Source organism: Sphingopyxis sp. BSN-002 (genome assembly GCF_022024275.1).
Classification (GTDB): domain Bacteria; phylum Pseudomonadota; class Alphaproteobacteria; order Sphingomonadales; family Sphingomonadaceae; genus Sphingopyxis.
In genome coordinates this window covers 2606839-2631598 of the sequence record NZ_CP091804.1, presented here as the reverse complement: position 1 = coordinate 2631598, position 24760 = coordinate 2606839, and the positions used below count along the sequence as shown (strand labels likewise).

Sequence of the window (24760 nt, the reverse complement as noted above, 5' to 3'; positions counted from 1 at the left end):
GCTTACTTCTTGGCCGCACCCGCTGCCGGGGTGTCGTCGCCCATATCCATCGAGCCATGATCCATCGCCGCATCGCCCGAGCCGGCAACCTCGCTCGTCGCCCCCCTGATCGGCATGTCGAAGAGGATGCGTTCGTTGTTGTTGTTGGTGAAGACGAACGCCATCGGCAGCTTGCCGGCGCGTACCGCGGCGCCGTTGATGTTCCAGATCATCAGATGCTTGCCGCCCTGTCTGAATTCGAGCTTGCCCTTCGCAGGAACGTCGGCGCTGAGCAGCGGCTTCATCGTCATCACGCCGTTTTCCTTGACGCTTTCGTGCATCTCCACCCGCTGCGCGAGGTCGGCGGTCACCGCGACGAGCTGGACGTCGCGCGGCCCGCCTTCGACGGTGAAATAGCCGACTGCGGGCCGGTCGGGGGTCGCGCCCATCTGGATATAGCCGCTCACCACATTGAGCTGCTGTCCGGTGCCCAGATTCTTCTCGCACGCCGACAGCGTCAGCGCGGTGGCGGCAAGGGCGAGCATGGCAAAGGGTTTCATTTCGGGAGGACTCCGTAAAAACGCGATATTTTCGCGTCCCAGATACGCGGTCAAAACCCTTGTGCCAAGGCAAAGCGCACCTATATCGCCCCCATCAAAACCCATGGACGGCGTGCCTTTTCAGGGCGCCGAAGAAGCAACAAGGACGAATTACCAATGGCCAAAGTGATCGGGATCGACCTCGGCACCACGAACAGCTGCGTCGCGGTGATGGAAGGCGGCAAGCCCAAGGTTATCGAAAATGTCGAAGGCACGCGCACGACGCCGTCGATCGTCGCCTTTGCGAAGGACGGCGAACGTCTGATCGGCCAGCCGGCGAAGCGCCAGGCGGTCACCAATCCCGAAAACACGATTTTTGCGGTGAAGCGCCTGATCGGCCGCCGCTTCGACGATCCCATGACCAAGAAGGACATGGAACTCGTCCCCTATTCGATCGTCAAGGGCCCCACCGGCGATGCGTGGGTCAAGGCGGGCGGCGAGGATTATTCGCCGTCGCAGATTTCGGCCTATATCCTCCAGAAAATGAAGGAAACCGCCGAGGCCTATCTGGGCGAGAAGGTCGAGCAGGCGGTCATCACCGTTCCCGCCTACTTCAACGACGCCCAGCGTCAGGCGACCAAGGACGCCGGCAAGATCGCCGGCCTCGAAGTGCTGCGCATCATCAACGAGCCGACCGCGGCGGCGCTGGCCTATGGCCTCGACAAGACCGAGAACAAGACGATCGCGGTCTATGACCTTGGCGGCGGCACCTTCGACATCTCGATCCTCGAAGTCGGCGACGGCGTGTTCGAGGTGAAGTCGACCAACGGCGACACCTTCCTCGGCGGCGAGGATTTCGACAGCAAGATCGTCGAATATCTGGCCGACGGCTTCAAGAAGGACGAAGGCATCGACCTGCGCGGCGACAAGCTCGCTCTGCAGCGCCTGAAGGAAGCCGCCGAAAAGGCGAAGATCGAACTGTCGTCGGCCGCGACGACCGAGGTCAACCTGCCCTTCATCACCGCCGACGCCAACGGGCCGAAGCACCTCGTCAAGACGATCACCCGCGCCGACCTTGAAAAGCTGGTCGAAGAGCTGGTGAAGCGCACGCTCGAGCCCTGCAAGAAGGCGATCAAGGACGCCGGCATCTCGGCAAGCGAGATCGACGAAGTCGTCCTCGTCGGCGGCATGACGCGCATGCCGCGCGTCCGCGACGTCGTGAAGGATTTCTTCGGCAAAGAACCGCACACCGGCGTGAACCCCGACGAAGTCGTCGCGATCGGCGCCGCGATCCAGGCGGGCGTTTTGCAGGGCGACGTCAAGGACGTGCTGCTGCTCGACGTGACCCCGCTGAGCCTTGGCATCGAGACGCTGGGCGGCGTGTTCACGCGCATGATCGACCGCAACACCACCATCCCGACCAAGAAGTCGCAGGTTTACTCGACCGCCGACGACAACCAGTCGGCGGTGACGATCCGCGTGTTCCAGGGCGAACGCGAAATGGCCGCCGACAACAAGATGCTCGGCCAGTTCGACCTCGTCGGCATTCCGCCGGCGCCGCGCGGCGTGCCGCAGATCGAGGTGACCTTCGACATCGACGCCAACGGCATCGTGTCGGTCCACGCCAAGGACAAGGGCACCGGCAAGGAACAGCAGATCAAGATCCAGGCCTCGGGCGGTCTCAGCGACGCGGACATCGATCAGATGGTCAAGGACGCCGAGCAGTTCGCCGAAGAGGACAAGAAGCGCCGTGAGGCGGCCGAGGCGAAGAACAACGCCGAAAGCCTGATCCACACGACCGAACGCCAGCTCGAGGAACATGCCGACAAGGTCGATCCCGGCCTGAAGGGCGAGATCGAGGCGGCAATCGCCGAAGCCAAGACCGCGGTCGAAGGCGGCGATCCGGCGGCGATGACCGAAAAGTCGCAGGCGCTCGCACAGGTCGCGATGAAGCTGGGTCAGGCGATCTACGAGAAAGAACAGCAGTCGGCCGCGTCCCCCGGCGCCGACGATGCCGGCGAAGCCAAGGCCGACGAAGATGTCGTCGACGCCGAATTCTCGGAAGTCGAAGACGACAAGAAGTAAGGTAAGAAACTCTCCCCGCTGCGCCTCCGGGCGCGGCGGGGTTGAGGGGGCTTTTGGATTATGTCGCTCGACATCGATTATTACGAACTGCTCGAAGTCGAGCGCACCGCCGACGACGCGACGCTGAAAGCGAGCTATCGCAAGCTCGCGATGAAGTATCATCCCGACAAGAATCCGGGATGCGACGACAGCGAGGCGCGCTTCAAGGCGATCAGCGAAGCCTATGACTGCCTGAAGGACCCCCAGAAGCGCGCGGCCTACGACCGCTTCGGCAAGGCCGGGGTCAACGGCGGCGCGGGCGGCTTCGGTGGCGGCGGCAATGCCGATTTCGGCGACATCGGCGATATTTTCGAATCGATCTTCGGATCGGCCTTCGGCGGCGGCGGGCGCCAGCAGCGTGGCCCTGCGCGCGGCGCCGACCTGCGCTACGACATGGAAATCCGCCTCGAGGACGCGTTCACCGGCTGCGAGCGCGAGATTCAGGTCGACGTCGCGGCGCGCTGCGAGACCTGCGACGGATCGGGCGCCAAGCCCGGCACCGCGACCAACCGCTGCTCGACCTGCGCCGGCCACGGCAAGGTCCGCGCGCAGCAGGGCTTCTTCATGGTCGAGCGCACCTGCCCGACCTGCCAGGGCGCGGGCGAGGTCATCGCCGACCCCTGCAACAGCTGCCATGGCGAAGGCCGCGTCGACCGGCGCAAGACGCTGACCGTCAACATTCCTGCCGGGGTCGACGAGGGCACGCGCATCCGCCTGTCGGGCGAAGGTGAGAGCGGCGCGCGCGGCGCGGCGCCCGGCGACCTCTACATCTTCCTCCACATGTCGCGGCACAAGGTGTTCGAGCGCGAGGGCACGACGCTCTTCACGCGCGCGCCGATCAGCTTCACCACGGCGGCACTCGGCGGGTCGATCACCATCCCCGGCCTCGACGGCAAGAAGCACGACATCGCCATTCCCGCCGGCATCCAGTCGGGCAAGCAGCTCCGCCAGCGCGGCGCGGGCATGCCGGTGCTCAACGCGCGCGGCACGGGCGACCTCGTCGTCCAGATCGACGTCGAGACGCCGACGAAGCTCACGGCGCGGCAGAAGGAATTGCTCTGCGAGTTCCGCGAGACCGAGACCGGCGAGGAATGCCCCGCAAGCCAGGGCTTTTTCGGCCGCATCAAGGAAATGTGGGACGATCTGACGGAGTAAGTCCCCCTCTCCCGCCGGCGGGAGAGGGATGCACAGACTTGGCAGCTTGCTGCCTAGTCGAAGCTGGGTGAGGGTGGGACGCCGTCCGCTGACCCTCACACCCTCATCCAACTGCGCCTAGCCGCTGAGCGGCGAGGCTTCGTATCCTTCTCCCGCAAGCAGGAGAAGCAGCTTATGTGCCGATCTCGCCCCGCAGTTCGGCAATCAGCGCCTTCACTTTCGGCAGCCGGCTCTCCTCTTCGTCGAGGATCGCGTGGAACGCCTGCCGCTTGATCGCGCCCAGCTCTTCCGTGGTCAGTGCGCCCGCGACGCTGCTCGCGACGATATCGATCAGCCGGTCGGCGCCGTGCAGCCGTCCCCACAGATAATCATTCTCGCGATAGGCGCGGCTGAAGAAAGCGCCGAAGCTGTTGAATTCGACCCCTTTGAGCATCGCGGCAGCGCCGCCGGTGCGGATCGCTGTCGCATCCGACGGCGAGATGCGGTCGACCTTGATCGGGTCGAACTCGTCGAACCCCTCGCCTTGCAGGAGCGGCAGGGTCGCGATGTCGTAGAAGGGATAGCCGAGATAGGCGAGGAGCAGCGTGCGCCGGTCGTCCTTCGGCAACTGCGCGAGCCCCTCGGCCACGCGCTCGTCGGCCTCTGCGTCGGCGCCGATCAGGTCGCGGCGCTCGCCGATCGCGTCGATCCACGCGGCGGGGTCGGCATCCGCGGGCACGTCGATCCCGGCCAGCCAGTTGTCGCCCTCCCGTTCCAGATACAGGCCGAGCGCCGCATAGATGGCGTCGCGCATCGCATCGCACGCGGGATCGCGCGCTTCGCGCTTCGCCTCGACCACCCGGTCGAGTTCGCGCGCAAGGAAGCGCAGGCGCCGGATACGGAAGCCGATGTCGTGGATACGGAAAAAGACGACCGCATCGTCGCTCGCCCCCATCCCTTTCCTGCCCGACAGCCGATCCAGTCCGCGCGCACGGACTTCGTCCCACAGCGCCGCCCGGCGGTTACGGCGATGGATATCGCCTTCCGGCGGCGCGAGGCGGCCAACGACGCCCACGAGATCCTCGACGACCGACGACAGCTTAAGATGCCCATAGGGCGCGTAGGAAAAGCCCGCGCGCACCGCCGCCTGATCCTGCGCCTTGGCGCGCCACTTCTGCAGCCTTGCAGGGGTCGGCGTGTCGAGGAAAAAGGTCGTGCCGAACAGCGCGGCGACCTGTTCCTCGACCTCGACCTTCATTGCGTCGACGATATGCTGCATCCGGCGGATGCGCCGCGACATCCCCTCGATCGCCTCGACACTTTCGCGGATCGGCTGTTCGCGCGGAATTTCGGAGAGCGCGCCGAGGATCGTCGAGAGGAAGCCCGGAAGTTTCGCCTCGTCCCCGTCGACCTCGCCCGGCTTGCCGAAGCTGATCGAGCGATAGTCGGGCTTGGGGTCGATATAGACGAAGCGCCGGTCGATCTCGCGCCGCGCCGGACGTTGCTTGAGCGCCGCGATCGCGGGACGGAACGGCGCGTTGGCGAGCACCGAACCGTCGATCAGCACCCGGTCGGCCGGATCGCCTTCACCGCCCCCGGGCAATTGCGTGCGGATAAAGCTGTCGCGCGCCGGCCAGGCGATCCGGCGCTTGTGGAGGACGCGGTCGAGTTCGCGGAGCGTGAAGGGCGGAAAGGCGCCCGGAAAGCTCGCGGTAGCGCGCGCCGCCGCGGCGAGCGAAGGAACGTCGTCTAGGCTCTTTCCTGCGCGTGCATCCTGCCGGAAGCGCAGGATCAGGCGATGCTCCTCCTCGGTGACGCGCGGCGGACTGTTGAGCGACAGGAAGGTCTGGTGTCCGGCGAAATCGGTGACCGACACGAAAAGATCGACCGGCTGCCCCTCGGGCACGAGCGCCGGCCCCATCGGCCCGCTGTCCATCGCATCGAAGGCATCGAGCAGCAGCGCCGAAAATGTCTCGCCACCGAAGGGCGGCTCGAACCAGCGCGCCCGCACGAAACGCGACAGCTTTGCGCGCACCTCGTCCTGCGCGTCCTCGCCGACGGTGCGATCGATGACGTTGCCGCGCTTTTTCATCATCCAGCCGGCGATCGGGACCGCCCAGAATTTGGTCGCCGCAGACAGCGGGCGCGCGTCGGGGTCGAGCAGGCTGTCGACGTCGGCGTCCTTCAGCCACAGCTCGGTCAGCGGGTCGAGCGACTGCCCGGTCGCGATCGCACGCGCAAGGAAGATGCCGTTGATCCCGCCGGCGCTGGCGCCCGCGACGATGTCGGCAAGGACGCGCAGCTTGACCCCGCCCTTTCCGGCGAGCGCCGCGAGCAGGTCTTCATAGACGCGGCCCGAGCCGTCTTGCCGTGCGCCCTCATGAAACGCTCGCGATGCCGCCGCGAGCCGCCACACCTCCTTGGTGATGCCGTGCATATAGACGGCAAGGCTGATCCCGCCGTAGCAGATCAGGGCAAAGCGTAATTCCTTCTCGCGCATCGCGAGCGTGATAGCGCGGATTCGGGAACCTGTCCCCTGTTCCGAAGATCAGGCCAAAACGGTCTTTCTTCTTGCATTTGAGAATAGCTCGCATTAGCGGCCCCTCGAAACAGGAGCCATGAATGAATCGCAAATGGATCGTTGCCGCGCTGCTTTCGGGCGCGCTTCCCTTCCCCGCTTTCGCACAGGACGCCGCGCCGGCGGACGCGAATGCCACCGCTCAGGATGACGACAGCATCATCGTCACCGCCGCGCGCACGATCCTGCCGCCGAACGCGCTGCCGCTGACGATCGACGTCATTTCGAAGGACGTTCTCGACCAGCAGATTGCGATCTCGGGCTCGGTCACCGATGCCGTATCGACGCTGACCCCCAGCTTCTCGCCGACGCGCCAGAAACTGTCGGGCGCGGGCGAGACGCTGCGCGGGCGCTCGCCGCTCTATGCGATCAACGGCATTCCGCAGTCGACCCCGATGCGCGACGGCAGCCGCGACGGCTTCACGATCGACGGTTTCTTCGTCGACCGCGTCGAGCTGATCTATGGCTCGAACGCGCTGCAAGGGATCGGCGGCACCGGCGGCATCGTCAACCAGGTCACCGTCGGCGCACCGAAGGAAGAGGGCTTTGGCGGCCGCTTCCTACTGCAGGGCACCACCGACAATGATTTCTCGGGCGACGGAATGGGCGGCAAGGTCGCGGGCCTCGTCCAGTATCGCGCCGGCCGTTTCGACGCGACCTTCGGCGCCGCGTGGGAAAAGCGCGGCGCCTTCTACGACGGCGAGGGCCGCCGCGTCGGGCTCAACCTCACGCAGGGCGAGACGCAGGATTCGCGAACGCTCTCGCTCTTCGCGCGCCTCGGCTACGAACTGTCGCCGACCGCACGCCTCGACCTGATCGCGAGCCGCTTCGAGCTGAAGGGCGACGGCGATTATGTCGCGCTCGCGGGCAATCGCCTGACCGGCATTCCGACGACCGCAGTCCGCGGTACGCCGCCCGGCAAGTCGGCGCAGAACCGTACCGAAAGCATCGCGGCGTCGCTGACCGACACCGACCTTGGCGGCGGCAATTTCGTCAGCCAGATCTTCTTCAACCGCAGCCGCGACACCTTCGGCGGCGAGGTTGCGACGCAGGCGACCTTCCAGGACCCCGCGCTCGCGCCGGTGGGCACGCTGTTCGACCAGTCACAGAACCGCAGCCGCAAACTTGGCGCGAAGCTCAGCTATGAGCGCGCAGTCCCGGGCTTCGAGGATCTGACGCTGACGATCGGCTTCGACGCGCTCGTCGACAAGACCGAGCAGGCGCTGATCGCAACCGGGCGCGTCTGGGTGCCGCCGAGCGACTTCCGCAGCCTCGCGCCCTTCGGGCAGGCGAACCTCAAGCTGTTCGACGGCGTCGTCCGCCTCGCGGGCGGGGTGCGCTGGGAAAATGTGAAGATCAAGATCGACGATTATCACACGCTCGCATCAACCACCTTCCGCGCCTGTTCGGCAACCGTCACCACCAATTGCGGCCTGCCGAGCTATGGCGGCGTCGATGTCGCGGGCGGCAAGCCCAAGTTCCAGGATCTGCTCATCAACGGCGGCGTGATCGTCGAGCCGTGGCACGGTATCCGCGCCTATGCGAGCTATGCCGAGGGCTTCACCGTCCCCGACATCGGCCGCATCACCCGCGCGGTCAACACCACGGGCGTCGACCTCGATACCTTCCTCGACATCTCGCCGATCGTCTCGAACAACCGCGAGATCGGCATCGAGCTGAAGCGCGGCCCGCTCGACGCGAGCGCGACCTATTTCTGGTCGTCGAGCGACAAGGGTCAGCTGCTGATCGCGCGTCCCGACCGCATCTTCGACGTCCAGCGCCAGCGCGTCGAGATTCAGGGACTCGAGGTCAACCTGCGCGTCGCGCTGCCGATCGACGGGCTGAAGCTCGGCGTCGGCTATGCGCATCTGCAGGGCAAATATGACAGCGACAGCGCCAACCCCGACGGGATCGTCGACACCGACCTCGACGGCACGAACATCTCGCCCGACCGCCTGAACCTCAACGCGTCGTACAACAAGGGCCCGCTTTCGGCGCTGATCCAGACCCAATTCTTCCTCGACCGCACTTTCCACGGCAAGGCGAACCCCGATCCGCGCAACAATTTCGGCGGCTACAACATCACCGACGCCAGCATCCGCTACCAGACCGGCTTCGGCGGCCTCAGCTTCAGCGTGCAAAACCTGTTCGACAAATTCTATATCGACTATTCGAGCGACACGCGGCTTCCCACCGACAATCTCGCCTTCTTCGCGGGCCGCGGCCGGACCTTCACGCTGGGGTGGGATTACAGGTTCTAGACATGATGCAGTTGCTCGACACGCTCCACCGCTGGACCGGCGGCCTGATCGGCCTCGTGCTCGCGCTCATGGGCCTGACGGGCACGATCCTGCTGTACGAGCATCTGTGGATCGGACTGCCCGGGACCGGCGATCCGCTGCGCGGCGACCTGCCGACGGTCGCCGCGACAACCGAAAAGCTGATGGCGATGCCGCATGCGCAGGGCATCATCTATGCCGACGAGCGCTTCGGGCTGAACCAGCTTCGCCTCGGCAAGGAGGCGGGCGCCTATGCCAGCCAGTCGGGGGAGGTCGTCACGCGCTGGGCGAGCCAGTGGGAGCGGCCCGAACTGTGGATCTTCGATTTTCATCACCATCTCTTCGCGGGTGATAGCGGTGAATGGGTGATCGGGATTGCAGGCCTCGCGGGCATTTTCTTCGTCGTCACCGGCGCGATCCTGTGGTGGCGCACGCGCAAGACTTTCCAGCTCCGCCTCTGGCCGAAACGCATGTCGCGCCCATCGATCGTCTGGCATCACCGCGACATCGGCATCGTCGCCGCGCCGCTGCTGCTGATCTCGGTCGTCACCGGCACAATGATGATATTTCGCCCGTTCGCGCTCGGCGTCGTCGCGCCCTTCGGACCGATGGCCGAGACCGCGAAGGCGCTCGATCCGCCGAAGTACAAGGGCGGACCGCTGGCAGATAAACCCGATTACACCGCAATGCTGACCGAGGCCCGCCGCCGCTTTCCCGACGGTGAGTTCCGTATCCTCAGCCTGCCGCGCAAACCCGGCGACCCGATCAGCCTGCGCATGAAGCAACCCGCCGAATGGTTGCCCAACGGCCGCACCACGATCGCCTTCGACGCCGCGACGGGGGAAGTGCTCGCCGCGCGCGACGCACTTGCGCTGCCCTCGGGCGCGCAGGCGTTCAACATGGCCTTCCCGATCCATGCATCGAAGGTCGGCGGCTGGACGTGGCGCATCCTGCTGACGCTCTCGGGCCTCGCGATGACGATGCTCGGCAGCTTCGCGGTGTGGACCTTCTGGTTCAAACGGCCGAAGCCGGCGAAGCGGATCGCGAAGAAGGCAGTCCTCGCCACAAGCTGACGCGCGGCGCTTTCCTATTTTGCGGGGCATCCTATATCCTGCCCAGTTCATGACCCGCGCCCGCGTCCTCCTCCTGACCGCCGCTCTCGGCCCGCTCGACTATCGCGTGCCCTATGGCAGCGAAGCCCCGCTCGGCAGCGTCGTCGTCGTGCCGCTCGGCCCGCGGCGGATGGGCGGCGTGGTGTGGGAGGACACAAGCTTCGGCGCGCCCGAACCCGTCGGCGACAATCGCCTGCGCAACCTGTTCGAGGTCGCGCCGGTACCGCCGGTTCCCGCTCCCTTGCGCAAGCTCGTCGAATGGACGAGCGACTATTATCTCGCCCCCCCCGGATCGGTCCTCCGCATGGTGCTGCCCGGCGCGGCCTTTGCCGACGCGCGGCGTCCGATCGTCGAGTATCGCGCCACCGGCGAGCTGCCGGCGCGGATGACCCCGCAGCGCACCGTCGCGCTCGAGAAGATCGGGACACGGCAGGGGATAATCCGCGAACTCGCCGCGATGGCCGAAGTCAGCGAGGCGGTGATCCGCGGCCTCGTCCAGACCGGCGCGCTCGAAGCGATCAGCGTCTCGGCCGACCAGCCTTATCCCGAACCCGATCCGGCCTTCGCGCCGCCCGACCTCTCGGATGAGCAGTCGGCCGCCGCGCACCAGCTTCGCGAGGCAGTCGATGCCGCGAAATTCGAAACGCTGCTGCTCGACGGCGTCACCGGATCGGGCAAGACCGAAGTCTATATGGAGGCGATCGCCGCCGCGATCGACGCGGGGAAGCAGGCGCTGGTGCTGCTCCCCGAAATTGCGCTGACCGAACCGATGCTGACGCGCTTCGCCGCGCGTTTCGGCTGCGAGCCGGTCGCCTGGCACAGCGGCCTCCGTTCGACCGAGCGCCGCCGCGCCTGGCACAGCATCGCCGCGGGCGAGGCGAAGATCGTCGTCGGCGCGCGATCGGCGCTGTTCCTGCCCTATGGCAACCTCGGCGTCATCGTCGTCGACGAGGCGCATGAGACGAGCTTCAAGCAGGAGGACGGCGTCCATTATCACGCGCGCGACGTCGCGGTGATGCGCGGGCATTTCGAGGGACTGCCGGTGGTGCTCGCGAGCGCGACCCCCGCGCTCGAAAGCCTCGCGATGGTCGAGGCGGGGCGGTATCGCCATATCGTCCTGCCCGCGCGCTACGGCGGCGCAACGATGCCCGATCTGGCGGCGATCGACATGCGGCAGGACCCGCCCGACCGCGGCCGCTGGCTCGCGCCGCCGCTCGTCGAGGCGCTGGCCGACCGCTTGGCGAAGGGCGAGCAAAGTCTGCTCTTCCTCAATCGCCGCGGCTTCGCGCCGCTGACGCTCTGCCGCACCTGCGGCCACCGCATCCAGTGCCCGAACTGCACCGCATGGATGGTCGAGCACCGCCTCGTCCACCGCCTCGCCTGCCACCATTGCGGCCATGTGATGCCGCCGCCGCGGCTCTGCCCCGAATGCGAGGACGAGGACAGCCTCGTCGCCTGCGGCCCCGGCGTCGAGCGCGTTGCCGACGAAGTGACGCTACGCTTCCCCGAGGCGCGCACCGCGATCGTCACCTCCGACACGCTCTGGTCGCCCGCCAAAGCGGCCGAGTTCGTCGATGCAGTCGAAGCCGGGATGGTCGACATCATCATCGGCACGCAATTGGTGACCAAGGGCTATCATTTCCCGAACCTCACGCTCGTCGGCGTGGTCGACGCCGACCTCGGCCTCGACGGCGGCGACCTTCGCGCGTCCGAGCGCACCTTCCAGCAGATTGCGCAGGTCGCCGGACGCGCGGGACGCGGGGTGAAGCCCGGCGAGGTGCTGATCCAGACGCGTGTGCCCGACGCCCCGGTGATGGCGGCGCTCGTCGCGAACGACCGCGAAGGCTTTTACGCCGCCGAGGCCGCGGCACGGAAATTCGCCGGCGCCCCGCCCTATGGTCGCTTCGCCGCGCTCGTCATCTCGTCCGAGGATATCGAGGTCGCGCGCGGTGTCGCGCAGCGGCTGGGACAGAAAGCTCCGGTCGCCGATGGCCTCGCCATCTATGGCCCGGCTCCGGCGCCGCTCGCGATGCTGCGCGGGCGTCACCGCTTCCGCCTGCTGCTCCACGCCCCGCGCAGCTTCGACCTGCAGGGGACGATCCGCGAATGGGTCGGCAGCATCGACTGGCCTAGCAAGGCGCGGCTGGCGATCGATATTGATCCATATAGCTTTGTTTAACGGCGCCAGCCCTTTACAGCGCTGAGACGCGCTGGCAGCATCGCGTCCACCAATGGGCGGGGGCGCAGAAATGGGGAAAGCCGGCTTGGGCCTGATGGCCGGAATCGCGATGGCTGGCGCGGCGGCGCCGGCGGAGGCGAAATGGCTACGCGCCGACACCAACAATTTCATTATCTATAGCGAGGGCAGCGAACGCGACCTGCGCGATTTCGCGGAGAAGCTCGAGCGTTTCGATGCGACGCTTCGCTATCGCTTCAAGGTCGAGGGGGGCAAGGATCCCAATCCGCTGACCATCTATCTGGTCGACCGCGCGACCGACGCCGGGCGCCTCGCCTCGGGCAAGGGCGGATCGTCGATCGCGGGCTTCTACAGCCCCGACCCGGAGGGCAGCTTCGCGGTGTCGAACCGCGAGGATTATGTGATCAAGGGGACGCCGCAGTCGCAGCAGACGCTGTTTCACGAATATAGCCATCATTTCATGAAGCGCTTCCTGCCCGGCGCCTTCCCGGCGTGGTTCATCGAGGGCTTTGCCGAATATTATTCGACCGCCGATTTTACCAAGGAAGGTAAGGCGGAGGTCGGCAAGCCCGTCTACAGCCGCGCCTATGGCCTGCTGACGATGCCGAAAATCCCGGCGGCCACATTGCTGTTCCAGCGCCCGCTCGAGATGCGCAATTCGGGGCAGATGGATGTCTATTATGGCCGGTCGTGGCTGCTGACGCACATGCTGTTCAACGACAAGGGACGCGTCAGCCAGCTCGGAACCTATATCGCCGCGATCAACAAGGGTGAGGATCCGAAGAAGGCCGCGACCGACAGTTTCGGCGACCTCGCGGTGCTCGACCAGGACCTCAATCGCTACATGAACAAGCCGATGAGCTATCGCACCACCGCCGAGGCGATCGCGATCGCCGGTCCGATCACGATCGTCGCCCTGACGCCCGCACAGGATGCCGTGGTGCCGCTGCGGCTCGAACGCCTGAGTGCCGATGGCGACACCCGGATGCTCAAGGCGCGCGACGGACTGAAGAAACTGGCCGCGCAATATCCGGGCGACGCAGGCATCTGGTTCGAGCTTGCGAAGGCCGAATGGGACCTGACCGACGAGACACGCGACAAGGCGGCAGCGCGGGCGGCGGTCGACAAGGCGCTCGCCCTCGACCCCAAGCATGTCCGCGCCAACGTCCTGCTCGGCGAGATGCTGACCGTCGAGGTCGAAGACAGGAAGGATGCGACCGCGGCCGACTGGAATGCGGTCCGCAAACCGATCATCCTCGCGAACCGGACCAATTCGGACGACCCGGTCCCGCTCTCCGCCTATTACAGGAGCTTCGTCAATCAGGGGATGAAACCGCCTCCGATCGCGATCGACGGGCTCGCGCGCGCGTTCAATCTGGGGCCCGAAAATATCGAGGCGCGGATGAACTATGCCTTCGCGCTCGCCAACGACGGCAAGTTCGACGCCGCGATCAATCTGGCGCGGATCGTCGCTTTCGACCCCCACGACGGCGGCAGCGGCGAGGAGTTGCTGGGTCAGCTCGAAAAGATGCGCAAATATGCCGAAGGCGGGGCCGAAGAGGCCCCCGACACGGACGCCGGCGAATGAAGCTCCTGACACTGGCGCTGGCTGCGCTACTGGCTCTTCCACAGACCGCCCACGCGGAATGGCAGCGGATCGAGACCCGGGAATTCGCGCTCCAGGCCGATATGGAGCCCGAGGCGCTTCGCGCGCTGGGCGTGCAGTTGCTCGATCTCGATCACCTCTTGCGCGAGGTGTTCGGGGTGGTCGGACCCGGTCGCGGCCGCCGCGTCGAGATGATCATGTACGGCGACCATGCACAGCTGATGACCGAGGCGGGAATGCCCGGCTTCGCCGCGGGCTTCTTCAATGCCAATCCGGTCGAGAATTTCGCGCTGATGCCGGTGACCGCGCGGGGCTATGAGGACTTCGATCCCGCCGAAACGCTGAGGCACGAATATACCCATTATTTCATGCTGCGGCACCTCGGCAACTGGCAGCCCGGATGGTTCATGGAGGGCGCGGCCTCCTTTTTCGAAACCGCGCATCGGGGCGCCGACGGGACCATGCGCTATGGTGGGGCGCCCCCGCAGATCGTCAGCTTTCTCAATGAAGTCGGCGGCATGCGCTTCGACGATCTCGAACGCCCGTCGCGCAGCTTTTCCGATCCGGAATCGATGGGCCGCTTCTACGCTAAGGGCTGGCTGATCACGAGCCACCGTTATCTGGGCGGCAAGCAGTCGGCGGGCATCGCCGCCTATCTCGATGCGAAGGCCAAGGGCGGCAAGGCCGACGCGTCGCTGTTCGCGGGTGGCTCGGCGGAGCTCGACCGGGATCTCGACGACTGGCTGGCCGCAGGCATTCCGCCCGAAAAAGCCATCGCGATTCCGCCCGCCGACGCGTCGCTCATCCGCGCGCGGCCGCTGACCCCGGGCGAGATCGCGCTGGTCGGCATGCGGCTTGAACTCTACCGGCAGGCGTCACGGGCCGACAGCTTCACCGCGGGCGTGAAGGCGCAGGAAGAATTGTTGGGGCACATCCGGAAAATCATCGCCGAGCATCCCGGCGACAGGGTGGTCGGCGCCTTTTCCGCCAAGATGCTGCTGGCGATCGACAACGGCCATATCGGCGCCGCCGAACTCGAAGCGCTGCTCGATCCCGCCGGCACGACGGCCGAGGACCGGATATTGCGCGCGCGGGTCATGACCCGCAGCGCCGACGAAGGCTCGCCCGCACAATTCCAGGGCAGGATCGCCGCTGCCCGCAAGCTGCTCGACGGCGTGCTGCGCGAGGACCCCGACAATGTCGACGCGCTGTTCGCAACGTTCGAGAATATCCGCGAGGACGAAGGAGCCTCCGACGCGGCGATCACCTATCTTGCGAAGGCACTCGCGATCGATCCCAACAACGGGCAATGGCGCATGGAACTGCTCGAACTCTATCTGCGCGACGGGCGCAAGAAGGACGCCGTCGCGCTGCTCCGCCCCATCGCCAACCTGCCGCATGGCGGACCGGAGGTTCAGGAAGCGCTGGCGACAATCAGGTCGCTCGTCGGCGGCGGGCTATAGACGGGCTCAGTAGCCGGGCTCGTCGCCGCCGAACACGCGCCCGGCCTCCGCTGTCAGCCATGCCATCGCCGCGGCCCACGGCTGGTGCCCGTGGCTGATCCGCGCGACGCCGAGGCTCGCGAGTTCCCTGTGCGTCGGGCCGCCCTTGCCGCGCAGGATATTGACCGGCAGCGGCGAGCCTTCGCAGATCGCGCCGATGCATTTGGGGTCGAGCAGGAAGGGCACGAACAGCGATCCCGCGCCCGCGTCGGCATAGGCGCGTGCACGCTCGAGCGTCGCGGCGACGAGCGCCTCGCCATCCTTCGCCGCATCCTGCCCGCGGAACGTGTCGCAGCGTGCGTTGATGAAAATGCCGGTATCGGCGGCGGCGCGGTAGCGCGCCTGCGCGCCGGCGATCGGCAGCAGCGCACTCTCACCGGGCAGCCGGTCCTCCATATTGATCCCCGCCGCGCCCGCATCGAAGGCTCGGCCGACCGAGACGCCGACCGCCGCCGGATCGGCGCCATAGCCCGACTCCATGTCGATCGTGACCGGCAGGTCGGTGACCGAGAGGATGCGGCCGAGATTCTCGAACACATCCTCGAGCGGGAAATCCTCGCCGTCGTTCCGGCCCTGCGCGCCGGCGACGCCATAGCTTCCCGTCGCGATCGCTTTCGCCCCCGCCGCGGCGACCGCCTTCGCGCTCCCCGCGTCCCAGATGTTGACGAGGATCAGCGGGTCGCCCGGAACATGGAGCGCACGAAACTCGGCTACTTTGTCGGTCATTTGCTTTCCCTTTTCAGAAGCTCGCGCTTGATCGGCAGGCCATAGGCATAGCCGCCGAGCGTCCCGTCGCTGCGTACCACGCGGTGGCACGGGATCAACACCGCGACGTTATTCGCGCCGTTCGCGCTCCCCGCCGCGCGCACCGCCTTCGGCTTGCCGACCGCGGCGGCGATGTCCGAGTAGCTCCGCGTCTCACCCGCAGGAATTCGCCGCAGCTCGCGCCACACGGCTTCCTGAAAGGCGGTACCCTTCACATCGATCGGGATATGGTCGAATCCGTTCACCGGCGCCTCGACCGCATCGACGACCTGCTTCAACAGCGCCGAAAACTCCTCGCCGCCCTCGACCAGCTCGGCCGCGGGGAAGCGCTCTTCGAGTGCCTCACGGCCCTCGTCGAAGCTGAGGCGACATACGCCTTTCTCCGTCGCCGCGACGAGCATGTCGCCAAGGCTGGTCGGTACGACACCCCAGTGGATCGTCGCGCCCTTGCCGCCATTCACCCAAGCCGAAGCCGTCATGCCCATGCGTCCCTCCATATTCTCGTAAAAGCGCGACGGCCCCGAAAAGCCCGCGTCGTAAATCGCGTCGGTCACCCTCGTGCCATCGCTCAGCGCCTGCCGCGCCCGCTCCTCGCGCAGGGCGCGAGCGTAAGCGGCGGGCGACAGGCCGGTGTGGCGGGTGAATACGCGCTGGAAATGCGTCGGCGAATAGCCGGTGCGCGCCGCGAGGTCGGCGAGCGCGAGCGGCTCCTCGCTGCCTTTGATCGCCTTGATTGCGGCCAGCACCGCACCCTCGTCGCGCGCGACATCGTCGGGCAGACAGCGCTTGCACGGGCGGAGCCCCGTCTCGCGTGCCGCGGCGCCATCGGCGAAGAAGCGGATATTGTCGCGCAGCGGATGCCGTGCGGCGCAGCTCGGCCGGCAATAGATGCCGGTCGTCAGCACCCCGGTGACGAAGCGCCCGTCGAGCGCGCGGTCGCGGCGCAGCACCGCCGCCCAGCGATCGTCGTCGGTCATCAGGTCGGCGCTCATGCTGCATCCCTTTCGATTCGCGCGGCAAAACAGCCATGCGCGGCGTTATGGGCGTCGATATAGGATATGCCCTCATCGGCGAACAGGTCGCGGATCACGCCATCGGCCTCGCCCGGCGCCGCGAGCCGTGCGGTCTGCAGCATCCCCGCCGCATCGAAAGCACGCAGCGCCAGCGGACGCCCCTCGAACACCGGCGGCGTCTCGTCGCGGTAGCTTGCCGCCGTCACGTCCGGTCGTACATAGATGGCATAGGCGCTGCGATACGGCGTCGCGACATCATGGCTGGTGTGATGGAGCAGGATCAGCTCCTCGCCCGCCTTCGCATCGTCGAGACTGACGCGGCACGGAAAGCCGCGGTCGGCGGTCGCCGTGACGCGGCGCGCGTTGACCGCGGCAAGCCCGGCCTCGTCGAGGTCGAACAGCGGCGCGAACGGATCGGGGTCGAGGCCCCGGATCATATAGGTCATTTGCAGGTCCTTTCTTGTCTGACCCGGCAATGCCACGCCGCGATTCCCGGCGCGTCCCGATGCTTGCGTTCAAAGTAGCGACCTTAGTGTGTTACTGTATTATATCATTGACTCACCATAAGGCTTGCGGCACTCTCCCGGGAAAATCGGGGAACTGCCATGGCGACGATCGACGCATCCTTCGAACCTGTGCGGCCGGCACGCCGCGCCGACTGGCTCGGTCGCGCCGCGACCTTCTGTTATCTCGCAATCGCGGCGGGCCAGTTGCTCTTCACCGCCTTCATCCTCGCCTTCTATTATCCCTCGTCGCTGTCAGGGAATTTCGCGGCGTGGAACGCCAAACCGTTGATCAAGGGCTTCGTCGCGGGCGACGCGAGCGGCAATCTCTTCTTCGCGGCGCATGTGCTGATGGCGGCAGTGATCACCTTCGGCGGGCTGGTCCAGCTCGTCCCCGCGATCCGCAGCCGCTGGCCCGCAGTCCACCGCTGGAACGGCCGGCTCTATCTGCTGAGCGCGCTGGCGCTGGCGCTCGGCGGGCTGTGGCTCACCTGGGGGCGCGGCACGTGGCTCAACCTCATCGGCGCGTTCGGCATCAGCCTCGACGCGCTTCTCATCCTCGCCTTTGCCGCGATGGCGTATCGCACCGCCCGCGCCCGTCGCTTCGCCGACCATCGCCGCTGGGCGCTCCGCCTGTTCGCGGTCGCGAGCGCGGTCTGGTTCATGCGCGTCGGCTATATGGCGTGGGGGATCGCAAGCGGCGGCGCGGGGATCGGCAAGGCGATGGACGGGCCGTTCGATATCTTCCTCGCCTTCGCCAATTCGCTGCTCCCGCTCGCGGTGACCGAGCTCTATCTGCGCGCCGGTGCACACGGCACGCCCGCAGCGAAGACGAGTGTCGCTGCGTTGCTTGGCGTAAGCGGCCTCGTCATCCTCGCCGGCAGCGCGGGCGCGTGGATGATGATGTGGAGCCCCTATCTCTAGCTTGCCTTCGCATCATCAGCGGCTAGGTTCGCCGCCATGACCCGCCTCCTCGCGCTGCTGCTCGCCGTCCTGACCATCACCCTGCCCGCGCGCGCCGCCGACGATATCAGCGCGACCTCGCGCAGCGTCGTGCGCGTCGTCACCGTCGCGATGGTCGATGGCGAGGTTGTCGGCTTCGGCCACGGCAGCGGCATCGCGATCTCGCCGACGCGCATCCTGACCAACGCACATGTCGTCGAATCGGCCGCGAAATATCCCGACAATGTCGCGCTCGGCGTCGTCCCGTCGGAGGGGCAGAAAAGCTATGCGGCGAAGCTGATCGCGATCGACACCGACCGCGATCTCGCGCTCATCGAGATTACGGGAACGAGGCTTCCCGCCGCGGCAGTCTATACCGGCCCGCTCGATTCGGGCGTTGATGTCGTGGCGCTCGGCTATCCCGGCAATGTCGACCTGGCGACCGCGCGCAGCGCGTCCGACTATATTACCCCGCGCACGCCGACGCGGAGCGAGGGCAATCTGTCGAACACGCAGAGCGTCGACGGGGTCGCGATGCTCGTCCACACCGCAAAGATCTCGCGCGGCAATTCGGGCGGGCCGCTCGTCGACCAGTGCGGCCGCATCGTCGGGATCAACAGCGCGATCACCCGCGCCGACGACGGCGATTCGCCTTTCGCCTTCGCGATCTCGACGCGCGAGCTCTCGCGCTTCCTTGCCGATGCCGGGCAGCAATATGGCTCGGTCGGCACGCCCTGTCTCTCGCTTGCCGAGGCCGACGCGCGCGACCGCGCCGCGATGGACGCCGACGCGCGCAAGCTGGCCGAGGCGAATGCCGCAAAGGATGAGGCCGCGCGGCTCGACCACGACCTCAAACAGGCGCGCGCCGAGGAAGGAGCGCTTGCCGCGCGCGAGAACCGCATCGCGCTCGCCGGGGTGCTGTTCGTGATCGGCGCGCTGTCGGCGGGCGCGGCGCTGATGTTCCACGGCCAGAAGAATATCCGCAACGCGAAGATCGCGGGCGGTGCTGGCGGCGTGCTGATCCTCGCGGCGGCGGTGCTGTTCGTGACGCGCCCCGATGCCCATGCCGAGGTAAAGGACGAGGCGGCCGCTCCGGCGGCTGTCGATGCGCCTAAACTCGCGGAGGGCAATCTGCTCTGCACGATCCGTCAGGACCGCAGCCGCATCACCGTTTCCGAGACCACCGACGTGCCGATCAAGGTCGCCGCAAACGGCTGCGTCAACGACAAGACGCAATATACACAGGCCGCCGACGGACACTGGCAGCGGATTCTCGTCCCCAACGAGGAAGCGACCGTCACCGTCGCCTCGATCGACCCCGCAGGCCGCGAATATCGCGTCGAGCGCTACCTGCTCGACGCAGAAACGATGGCGAAAGCGCGCGAGGTCCGCGCGGGCGTGACGCTGAAAGGCTGCACCGCCGACGCCGATGCGCTTGAAGGTTTGCGGGTTCAGCAGGATGCGGTTCGGGCCGTGCTTCCCGCGAGCCCGAACGAGCGGCTCGTCTATCAGTGCCAGAAGGTAGCCGCCGGTGCGGCAGCCGCGATCAAACCTGCGGCCGCGCCTTGAGCCGCCAGCCCGCGCCGGGATCGATCCAGATATAGCTCGCCATCAGTTCGCCGGCGAATTCGCCGTCGACGGTACCGACCTCCAGCTGCATGTCGTCGCCCGGCCGCGCAAAGGCATAGGAACAGGTCTTGCGGTTCCACAAGGTCGCGAGCAGCCCTTCGCGATAGAGGATCGCATAACGCTTGTTGTCGGCGGGCGCATAGGGCGCGCTGCCGCTGACGATGCGGAAGCCGGCCATATAGCTTTCGTTCACCACCCCGCAGAAGCCGGCACCCTCACGCGTCAGGGCGATATTGAGCTCGGCGGCAAGCGAGGGCTTGTCGGCGAGCGCGGTGATCTGGCGCGCCTGTACGCGGCCGTCGGCGCCCTCACTGAACCAGGTCATGATCCGGCAGGTGTGCCCCTCGGTATCGGGCTCGTGACACTGGATCTTGCCCGCGCGCGCGGGCGCGAGCGGGTCCTTCACCGGCTTGTACGACGGATCGATATCGAAGGTCGTCATCAGCAGCATGGCAGCGATCAGCGGCATGGGCCTGCCCTCCTCGCACGCGAGGCTGCGCCGAAGAAGTTGACAACGGGTTAGCCGTCCGACGTTCCGTCGGCGCTATCGCAGTCCTGCGACCCAGTCGGTCATCGCCCGCTGCGCCACCTCGCCATAGACAAGTTCGTGCCCTGCACCGGGAACGATCGTCAGCGTCGATCGCGGTCGCGCGGCATGCAGGCGGCGCGCGTTGGCGACCGACACCAGCGCATCATGATCGCCGTGGAGGATCAGTACCTCCCCGTGGACCCTCGCAATCTTGTCCGCGTTCGCGAAACGGTCGCTTACCAGCGCCCGGACCGGGAGCCAGCGGACATGCGCACCCGCGACATCGGGCAGGCTCGAGAATCCCGAGACGAGAATCAGGCCGGCCACCGGATGGCGCAGCGCCATTTCGGTCGCCGGTCCGGACCCGATCGAATTGCCGACGATCACGATCTGCGACGGCGCGACGCCCGCCCCGGCAAGCCAGTTCATCGCAGCCTCGCCGTCGCGATAGAATCCGGCCTCGTCCGGCGACCCCGGATTGCCCGCATAACCGCGATACTCGACCAGCAGCACGCCGCTGCCGCTCGCCGCAAGGCCCCGCGTCGCCTCTGCCGCGCCCGCCAGATTGTCGCCGTTGCCGTGGAAGAAGACGATGGTGCGATGACCCGGCGCAGCAGGACGATAGAGAGCGGTGAGCCGCAGGCCATCTTCGGTCCGGGTCTCGATCGAGCCGAAGCCCGGCAACGCCTCGCGCGGATAATCACGCGGCGCCGGATAGAAGATGCCGCGCTGGCTGAAATAGAGAATGGCCGCCGCCCCGGCATAGAGCGCGACAATGACGAACAGCCCGAACAGCGCGATCCGGACGATCGTCACCCCCCGCACGCCCTGAACAGCATCAACGTCCGCTCGCGCGCCAGTTCGCTCGACGCTTCGTGATAATCCTTGCGCCGGTCGCTGTTGAAACCATGCCCGGCCTCATAGACGAAGATCTGCGCGGTCGGATGATCCTTCGCGATCAGCGCCTCGACGCCCTCCATCGGGATACCGTCGTCGAAGCGGCCGAAATGCGCGATGGTGGCGCAGGCCGGAGCCTCGTCCCTGAACATCGTCGGCACCAGACTGCCATAATAAGAGGAAGAGGCCGCAAGGTCGGGGCTGATCTGCGCCATCCGCCACGCAACCGACCCGCCATAACAATAGCCGGTGATGAAGACGGGGCCTTTGCCTTTCAGCGCGTCGATACAGGTCTGCGCATCCTTCAGGCTCTGCTCGAACGGGTGCAGCTCGCGCGCCAGTTGCACCGCGCGCTGGAACTGCGGCCCCGAATAGTCGCTCTCGAACCCCGGATGCTCGCGGTCGAAGATTGCGGGGCTCAGGACCTCATAGCCGTCGGCGGCATATTCGTCGCACATCTCGCGGATATGGTCGGTGACCCCGAAAATCTCCTGGATCAGCACCAGCCCGCCGCGCCGCTCGCCTTCGGGTTGCGCGTGATAGACGGCGATTTCGGCGCCATCGTCCATCGTCATCCGGATCATCTCGCCCATCATTGTCTCCCGTGTTAGCTTGGGCGGGTTTATGGGAGGGCGGCAAGAATGCAAGCAAGAGGTCTGGCGCTCGGGGCAGTCGCGATGGTCCTGCTGGCAGGTTGCAATCCTCCGGCTCCGGAGATTTCGGAAGCCAGACGGAAAGAGATACAATCCGGCCGCGTTGTGAAACTCGGCGATCAAATATGCCTGTGCGCGATGGCCGGACGTGACACATCAAGGCTAGATCGCGAACTGGAGCGGCTCACCGCTTCACTGGAGACGAAAACCTGGATGACATCGAGCGTTCCACTCCAGGCCGACAGCGTCTGCTACCCCCAACTCGGCGAGCAGGCCTGCGCGGGCCGCATTGTAGTGACTCACTCCCGATCGGACAGCGACTTCGTCTGCACAGCAAAGCAGGCCGATGAACTGCAAAGAGTTTGGGATGCCGCGGCCCCGGACGACGGGACAATCGAAGGCTGGAACAAGACCAGGAAAAAACGCGATGACGCATTACTGACTCGGCTCAGGGCGATGCACGCCGAAGCCGCAGCGAAGATTCCGCAATCGGCCTGCAACTAGCCCCCACCCTCACCTTGCATTGCAACAGAATCGTTGCTACGCGCGCCGCGACTGTGCAGCGGGGGTGTTTTCGGACGCCATGAAAATCCGCGCAGCCATCCCCCAAGGGATCGTAGAAAAGGACTTTCGCGCGTGGAGAATTCCGGCGGCATTCAGGGCAACATCACGGCGGGCCTCGCGGGCCGCTATGCCAGCGCGCTGTTCGATCTGGCGCGCGAATCGAACGCCATCGACAGCGTCCAGAAGAGCCTTTCGGTTCTGAAGACCGCGCTCGCCGATTCGGCCGACCTTTCCGCGCTCGTGTCGAGCCCGGTCGTCGGCCGCAGCGATGCGGCGAAGGCGATCGCAGCGGTCGCCAAGGCGCTGAAGCTCGATTCGCTGACCGCGAAGTTTCTCGGCGTCCTCGCCGACAACCGCCGCCTCGCCGACCTCGCCGGCATGATCGACGCCTATAATGCGATCGTCGCGGCGCACCGCGGCGAAGTGACCGCCAAGGTCACCAGCGCGCACCCGCTGAGCGCCGAGCAGCTGAAAGCGCTCGCCGCCAACCTCAAGACCCGTGTCGGCCGCGACGTCCAGATCGCGACCACCGTCGACCCCGCCATCCTCGGCGGCCTCGTCGTCCAGCTGGGCAGCCAGCTGATCGACGGCAGCATCCGTACCCGTCTCAACAGTTTCGCCCAGGCGATGAAGGGCTGAAAGCCCGTACGCCAAACTGCCCGATGAAAGGCTGAATAATGGAAATCCGCGCCGCTGAAATCAGCAAGGTCATCAAGGACCAGATCGCCAATTTCGGCACCGACGCCACGGTCAGCGAGATCGGCTCGGTGCTGTCGGTCGGTGACGGCATCGCCCGCGTCCACGGCCTCGACAATGTCCAGGCCGGTGAAATGGTCGAATTCGCCAATGGCGTGAAGGGCATGGCGCTCAACCTCGAAGCCGACAACGTCGGTATCGTGATCTTCGGCTCGGACAGCGAGATCAAGGAAGGCGACGTCGTCAAGCGCACCGGCACGATCGTCGACGTTCCCGTCGGCAAGGGCCTGCTCGGCCGCGTCGTCGACGGTCTCGGCAACCCGATCGACGGCAAGGGCCCGATCAAGGCCGACAAGCGCATGCGCGTCGAAGTGAAGGCGCCGGGCATCATCCCGCGCACCTCGGTGCACGAACCCGTCCAGACCGGCCTCAAGGCGCTCGACGCGCTCGTCCCCGTCGGCCGCGGCCAGCGCGAACTGATCATCGGCGACCGTCAGACCGGCAAGACCGCCGTCGCGATCGACACCTTCATCAACCAGAAGGACGTCAACGCGGGCAATGACGAGAGCAAGAAGCTCTATTGCATCTATGTCGCGGTCGGCCAGAAGCGTTCGACCGTCGCGCAGATCGTCCGCCAGCTCGAAGAAAATGGCGCGATGGAATATTCGATCGTCGTCGCCGCGACCGCGTCGGAGCCCGCTCCGCTGCAGTATCTCGCGCCCTACACCGGCGTGACGATGGGCGAATTCTTCCGCGACAACGGCATGCACGCCGTCATCGTCTATGACGACCTTTCGAAGCAGGCCGTCGCCTATCGCCAGATGTCGCTGCTGCTGCGCCGCCCGCCGGGCCGCGAAGCCTATCCGGGCGACGTGTTCTATCTCCACAGCCGCCTTCTCGAGCGCGCTGCGAAGATGAACGAAGACAATGGCTCGGGCTCGCTGACCGCGCTGCCGATCATCGAAACGCAGGCGGGCGACGTTTCGGCGTACATCCCGACCAACGTGATTTCGATCACCGACGGCCAGATCTTCCTCGAAACCAACCTGTTCAACGCGGGTATCCGTCCGGCGATCAACGTCGGCCTGTCGGTGAGCCGCGTCGGCTCGGCCGCGCAGACCAAGGCGATGAAGAAGGTGTCGGGCTCGATCAAGCTCGAGCTCGCGCAGTATCGCGAAATGGAAGCCTTCGCGCAGTTCGGTTCGGACCTCGACGCCTCGACGCAGAAGCTGCTCAACCGCGGCGCGCGCCTGACGCAGCTGCTGAAGCAGCCGCAGTTCCAGCCGATGCCGTTCGAGGAACAGACCGCGTCGATCTTCGCCGGGACCAACGGCTATCTCGACAATGTCGCGACGACCGACGTGTCGCGCTACGAACAGGCGATGCTCGCCTATCTGCGCAGCGACCATGCCGACGTGCTGAAGACGATCCGCGACACCAAGGATCTTGGCGACGACGCCAAGAAGGGCCTCGTCGCGGCGCTCGAAGCGTTCGGCAAGATTTTCGCGTAAGCCAAGTT

20 protein-coding genes are annotated in these 24760 nt (G+C 66.3%); 12 read left to right on the top strand and 8 right to left on the bottom strand.

The window, feature by feature from the left end:
- Positions 1 to 2: 2 nt before the first annotated feature.
- Positions 3 to 539 (bottom strand): copper chaperone PCu(A)C, encoded by a 537-nt coding sequence (locus tag L7H23_RS12955; RefSeq protein WP_237836282.1) that lies wholly within the window; start codon positions 537 to 539, stop codon positions 3 to 5.
- Positions 540 to 695: 156 nt separating this feature from the next.
- On the opposite strand from L7H23_RS12955, the gene dnaK reads away from it, so the two are divergent.
- On the top strand, positions 696 to 2603 hold the full coding sequence (gene dnaK, locus L7H23_RS12950) for a molecular chaperone DnaK (protein WP_237836281.1): 1908 nt from the start codon (positions 696 to 698) through the stop codon (positions 2601 to 2603).
- A 60-nt stretch (positions 2604 to 2663) separates the two neighbouring features.
- On the top strand, positions 2664 to 3797 hold the full coding sequence (gene dnaJ / locus L7H23_RS12945) for a molecular chaperone DnaJ (protein ID WP_237836280.1): 1134 nt from the start codon (positions 2664 to 2666) through the stop codon (positions 3795 to 3797).
- A gap of 172 nt (positions 3798 to 3969) precedes the next feature.
- Here dnaJ and L7H23_RS12940 read toward each other — a convergent pair whose 3' ends face one another.
- The gene (locus tag L7H23_RS12940; RefSeq protein ID WP_237836279.1) at positions 3970 to 6276 is read right to left on the bottom strand and encodes a patatin-like protein; all 2307 of its coding nucleotides are present in this window, start codon (positions 6274 to 6276) and stop codon (positions 3970 to 3972) included.
- A gap of 122 nt (positions 6277 to 6398) precedes the next feature.
- On the opposite strand from L7H23_RS12940, the gene L7H23_RS12935 reads away from it, so the two are divergent.
- The 5 genes from L7H23_RS12935 (at position 6399) to L7H23_RS12915 (ending at position 15011) form a co-directional block, all read left to right on the top strand.
- The gene (locus tag L7H23_RS12935; RefSeq protein ID WP_237836278.1) at positions 6399 to 8615 is read left to right on the top strand and encodes a TonB-dependent receptor; all 2217 of its coding nucleotides are present in this window, start codon (positions 6399 to 6401) and stop codon (positions 8613 to 8615) included.
- A 5-nt stretch (positions 8616 to 8620) separates the two neighbouring features.
- Positions 8621 to 9706 (top strand): PepSY-associated TM helix domain-containing protein, encoded by a 1086-nt coding sequence (locus L7H23_RS12930; protein ID WP_237839250.1) that lies wholly within the window; start codon positions 8621 to 8623, stop codon positions 9704 to 9706.
- A 49-nt stretch (positions 9707 to 9755) separates the two neighbouring features.
- Entirely contained in the window at positions 9756 to 11924 is a 2169-nt protein-coding gene (locus tag L7H23_RS12925) for a primosomal protein N' (RefSeq protein WP_237836277.1), read from the top strand.
- Between the two features lie 70 nt (positions 11925 to 11994).
- Positions 11995 to 13530, top strand: coding sequence for a hypothetical protein (locus tag L7H23_RS12920; RefSeq protein ID WP_237836276.1), 1536 nt, complete (start codon positions 11995 to 11997; stop codon positions 13528 to 13530).
- Entirely contained in the window at positions 13527 to 15011 is a 1485-nt protein-coding gene (locus tag L7H23_RS12915) for a tetratricopeptide repeat protein (RefSeq protein WP_237836275.1), read from the top strand. Before L7H23_RS12920 ends, L7H23_RS12915 begins: the two co-directional genes overlap by 4 nt.
- A 6-nt stretch (positions 15012 to 15017) precedes the next feature.
- On the opposite strand, the gene L7H23_RS12910 is transcribed toward L7H23_RS12915, so the two are convergent.
- Genes L7H23_RS12910 through L7H23_RS12900 form a run of 3 tightly spaced genes read right to left on the bottom strand, consistent with a single transcriptional unit; the run spans position 15018 to position 17274 of the window.
- Entirely contained in the window at positions 15018 to 15776 is a 759-nt protein-coding gene (locus tag L7H23_RS12910) for an isocitrate lyase/phosphoenolpyruvate mutase family protein (RefSeq protein ID WP_237836274.1), read from the bottom strand.
- Positions 15773 to 16807: a bifunctional DNA-binding transcriptional regulator/O6-methylguanine-DNA methyltransferase Ada gene (gene ada / locus L7H23_RS12905; protein WP_237836273.1), complete on the bottom strand. Its 1035-nt coding sequence runs from the start codon at positions 16805 to 16807 to the stop codon at positions 15773 to 15775. The genes L7H23_RS12910 and ada overlap by 4 nt, the downstream gene beginning before the upstream one ends.
- The gene (locus L7H23_RS12900; protein WP_237836272.1) at positions 16804 to 17274 is read right to left on the bottom strand and encodes a DUF1203 domain-containing protein; all 471 of its coding nucleotides are present in this window, start codon (positions 17272 to 17274) and stop codon (positions 16804 to 16806) included. Before L7H23_RS12900 ends, ada begins: the two co-directional genes overlap by 4 nt.
- Positions 17275 to 17433: 159 nt before the next feature.
- Between L7H23_RS12900 and L7H23_RS12895 the strand changes: the two genes are divergently transcribed.
- Both L7H23_RS12895 and L7H23_RS12890 read left to right on the top strand, forming a co-directional pair.
- Positions 17434 to 18255: a DUF2306 domain-containing protein gene (locus tag L7H23_RS12895; protein WP_237836271.1), complete on the top strand. Its 822-nt coding sequence runs from the start codon at positions 17434 to 17436 to the stop codon at positions 18253 to 18255.
- A gap of 36 nt (positions 18256 to 18291) precedes the next feature.
- A complete protein-coding gene (locus L7H23_RS12890; protein WP_237836270.1) occupies positions 18292 to 19842 on the top strand; it encodes a serine protease in 1551 nt (516 codons plus the stop codon).
- On the opposite strand, the gene L7H23_RS12885 is transcribed toward L7H23_RS12890, so the two are convergent.
- The 3 genes from L7H23_RS12885 to L7H23_RS12875 all read right to left on the bottom strand — a co-directional run bounded on the left by L7H23_RS12885 (position 19820) and on the right by L7H23_RS12875 (position 21924).
- Positions 19820 to 20371 carry a hypothetical protein gene (locus L7H23_RS12885; protein WP_237836269.1) on the bottom strand — a complete coding sequence of 184 codons (552 nt, stop codon included), beginning with the start codon at positions 20369 to 20371 and terminating at the stop codon, positions 19820 to 19822. The genes L7H23_RS12890 and L7H23_RS12885 overlap by 23 nt on opposite strands.
- A gap of 75 nt (positions 20372 to 20446) precedes the next feature.
- Positions 20447 to 21247, bottom strand: coding sequence for an alpha/beta hydrolase (locus L7H23_RS12880; RefSeq protein ID WP_237836268.1), 801 nt, complete (start codon positions 21245 to 21247; stop codon positions 20447 to 20449).
- On the bottom strand, positions 21244 to 21924 hold the full coding sequence (locus tag L7H23_RS12875) for a dienelactone hydrolase family protein (RefSeq protein WP_345790408.1): 681 nt from the start codon (positions 21922 to 21924) through the stop codon (positions 21244 to 21246). Before L7H23_RS12875 ends, L7H23_RS12880 begins: the two co-directional genes overlap by 4 nt.
- Positions 21925 to 22005: 81 nt before the next feature.
- Here L7H23_RS12875 and L7H23_RS12870 point away from each other — a divergent pair, with 81 nt between their 5' ends.
- From L7H23_RS12870 to atpA, 3 genes are all read left to right on the top strand, one after another.
- Positions 22006 to 22485: a hypothetical protein gene (locus tag L7H23_RS12870; protein WP_237836267.1), complete on the top strand. Its 480-nt coding sequence runs from the start codon at positions 22006 to 22008 to the stop codon at positions 22483 to 22485.
- A gap of 132 nt (positions 22486 to 22617) precedes the next feature.
- Entirely contained in the window at positions 22618 to 23184 is a 567-nt protein-coding gene (locus L7H23_RS12865; protein WP_237836266.1) for a F0F1 ATP synthase subunit delta, read from the top strand.
- Positions 23185 to 23222: 38 nt separating this feature from the next.
- Positions 23223 to 24752, top strand: a complete 1530-nt coding sequence (atpA, locus tag L7H23_RS12860) for a F0F1 ATP synthase subunit alpha (RefSeq protein WP_237836265.1) — start codon at positions 23223 to 23225, stop codon at positions 24750 to 24752.
- The last annotated feature ends 8 nt before the right edge of the window (positions 24753 to 24760 follow it).

Bases quoted from the DNA above. Each gene is read 5' to 3' on its own strand.
- L7H23_RS12955 (WP_237836282.1), bottom strand. From the start codon at position 539: ATGAAACCCTTTGCCATGCTCGCCCTTGCCGCCACCGCGCTGACGCTG.
- dnaK (WP_237836281.1), top strand. From the start codon at position 696: ATGGCCAAAGTGATCGGGATCGACCTCGGCACCACGAACAGCTGCGTC.
- dnaJ (WP_237836280.1), top strand. From the start codon at position 2,664: ATGTCGCTCGACATCGATTATTACGAACTGCTCGAAGTCGAGCGCACC.
- L7H23_RS12940 (WP_237836279.1), bottom strand. From the start codon at position 6,276: ATGCGCGAGAAGGAATTACGCTTTGCCCTGATCTGCTACGGCGGGATC.
- L7H23_RS12935 (WP_237836278.1), top strand. From the start codon at position 6,399: ATGAATCGCAAATGGATCGTTGCCGCGCTGCTTTCGGGCGCGCTTCCC.
- L7H23_RS12930 (WP_237839250.1), top strand. From the start codon at position 8,621: ATGCAGTTGCTCGACACGCTCCACCGCTGGACCGGCGGCCTGATCGGC.
- L7H23_RS12925 (WP_237836277.1), top strand. From the start codon at position 9,756: ATGACCCGCGCCCGCGTCCTCCTCCTGACCGCCGCTCTCGGCCCGCTC.
- L7H23_RS12920 (WP_237836276.1), top strand. From the start codon at position 11,995: ATGGGGAAAGCCGGCTTGGGCCTGATGGCCGGAATCGCGATGGCTGGC.
- L7H23_RS12915 (WP_237836275.1), top strand. From the start codon at position 13,527: ATGAAGCTCCTGACACTGGCGCTGGCTGCGCTACTGGCTCTTCCACAG.
- L7H23_RS12910 (WP_237836274.1), bottom strand. From the start codon at position 15,776: ATGACCGACAAAGTAGCCGAGTTTCGTGCGCTCCATGTTCCGGGCGAC.
- ada (WP_237836273.1), bottom strand. From the start codon at position 16,807: ATGAGCGCCGACCTGATGACCGACGACGATCGCTGGGCGGCGGTGCTG.
- L7H23_RS12900 (WP_237836272.1), bottom strand. From the start codon at position 17,274: ATGACCTATATGATCCGGGGCCTCGACCCCGATCCGTTCGCGCCGCTG.
- L7H23_RS12895 (WP_237836271.1), top strand. From the start codon at position 17,434: ATGGCGACGATCGACGCATCCTTCGAACCTGTGCGGCCGGCACGCCGC.
- L7H23_RS12890 (WP_237836270.1), top strand. From the start codon at position 18,292: ATGACCCGCCTCCTCGCGCTGCTGCTCGCCGTCCTGACCATCACCCTG.
- L7H23_RS12885 (WP_237836269.1), bottom strand. From the start codon at position 20,371: ATGCCGCTGATCGCTGCCATGCTGCTGATGACGACCTTCGATATCGAT.
- L7H23_RS12875 (WP_345790408.1), bottom strand. From the start codon at position 21,924: ATGATGGGCGAGATGATCCGGATGACGATGGACGATGGCGCCGAAATC.
- L7H23_RS12870 (WP_237836267.1), top strand. From the start codon at position 22,006: ATGGTCCTGCTGGCAGGTTGCAATCCTCCGGCTCCGGAGATTTCGGAA.
- atpA (WP_237836265.1), top strand. From the start codon at position 23,223: ATGGAAATCCGCGCCGCTGAAATCAGCAAGGTCATCAAGGACCAGATC.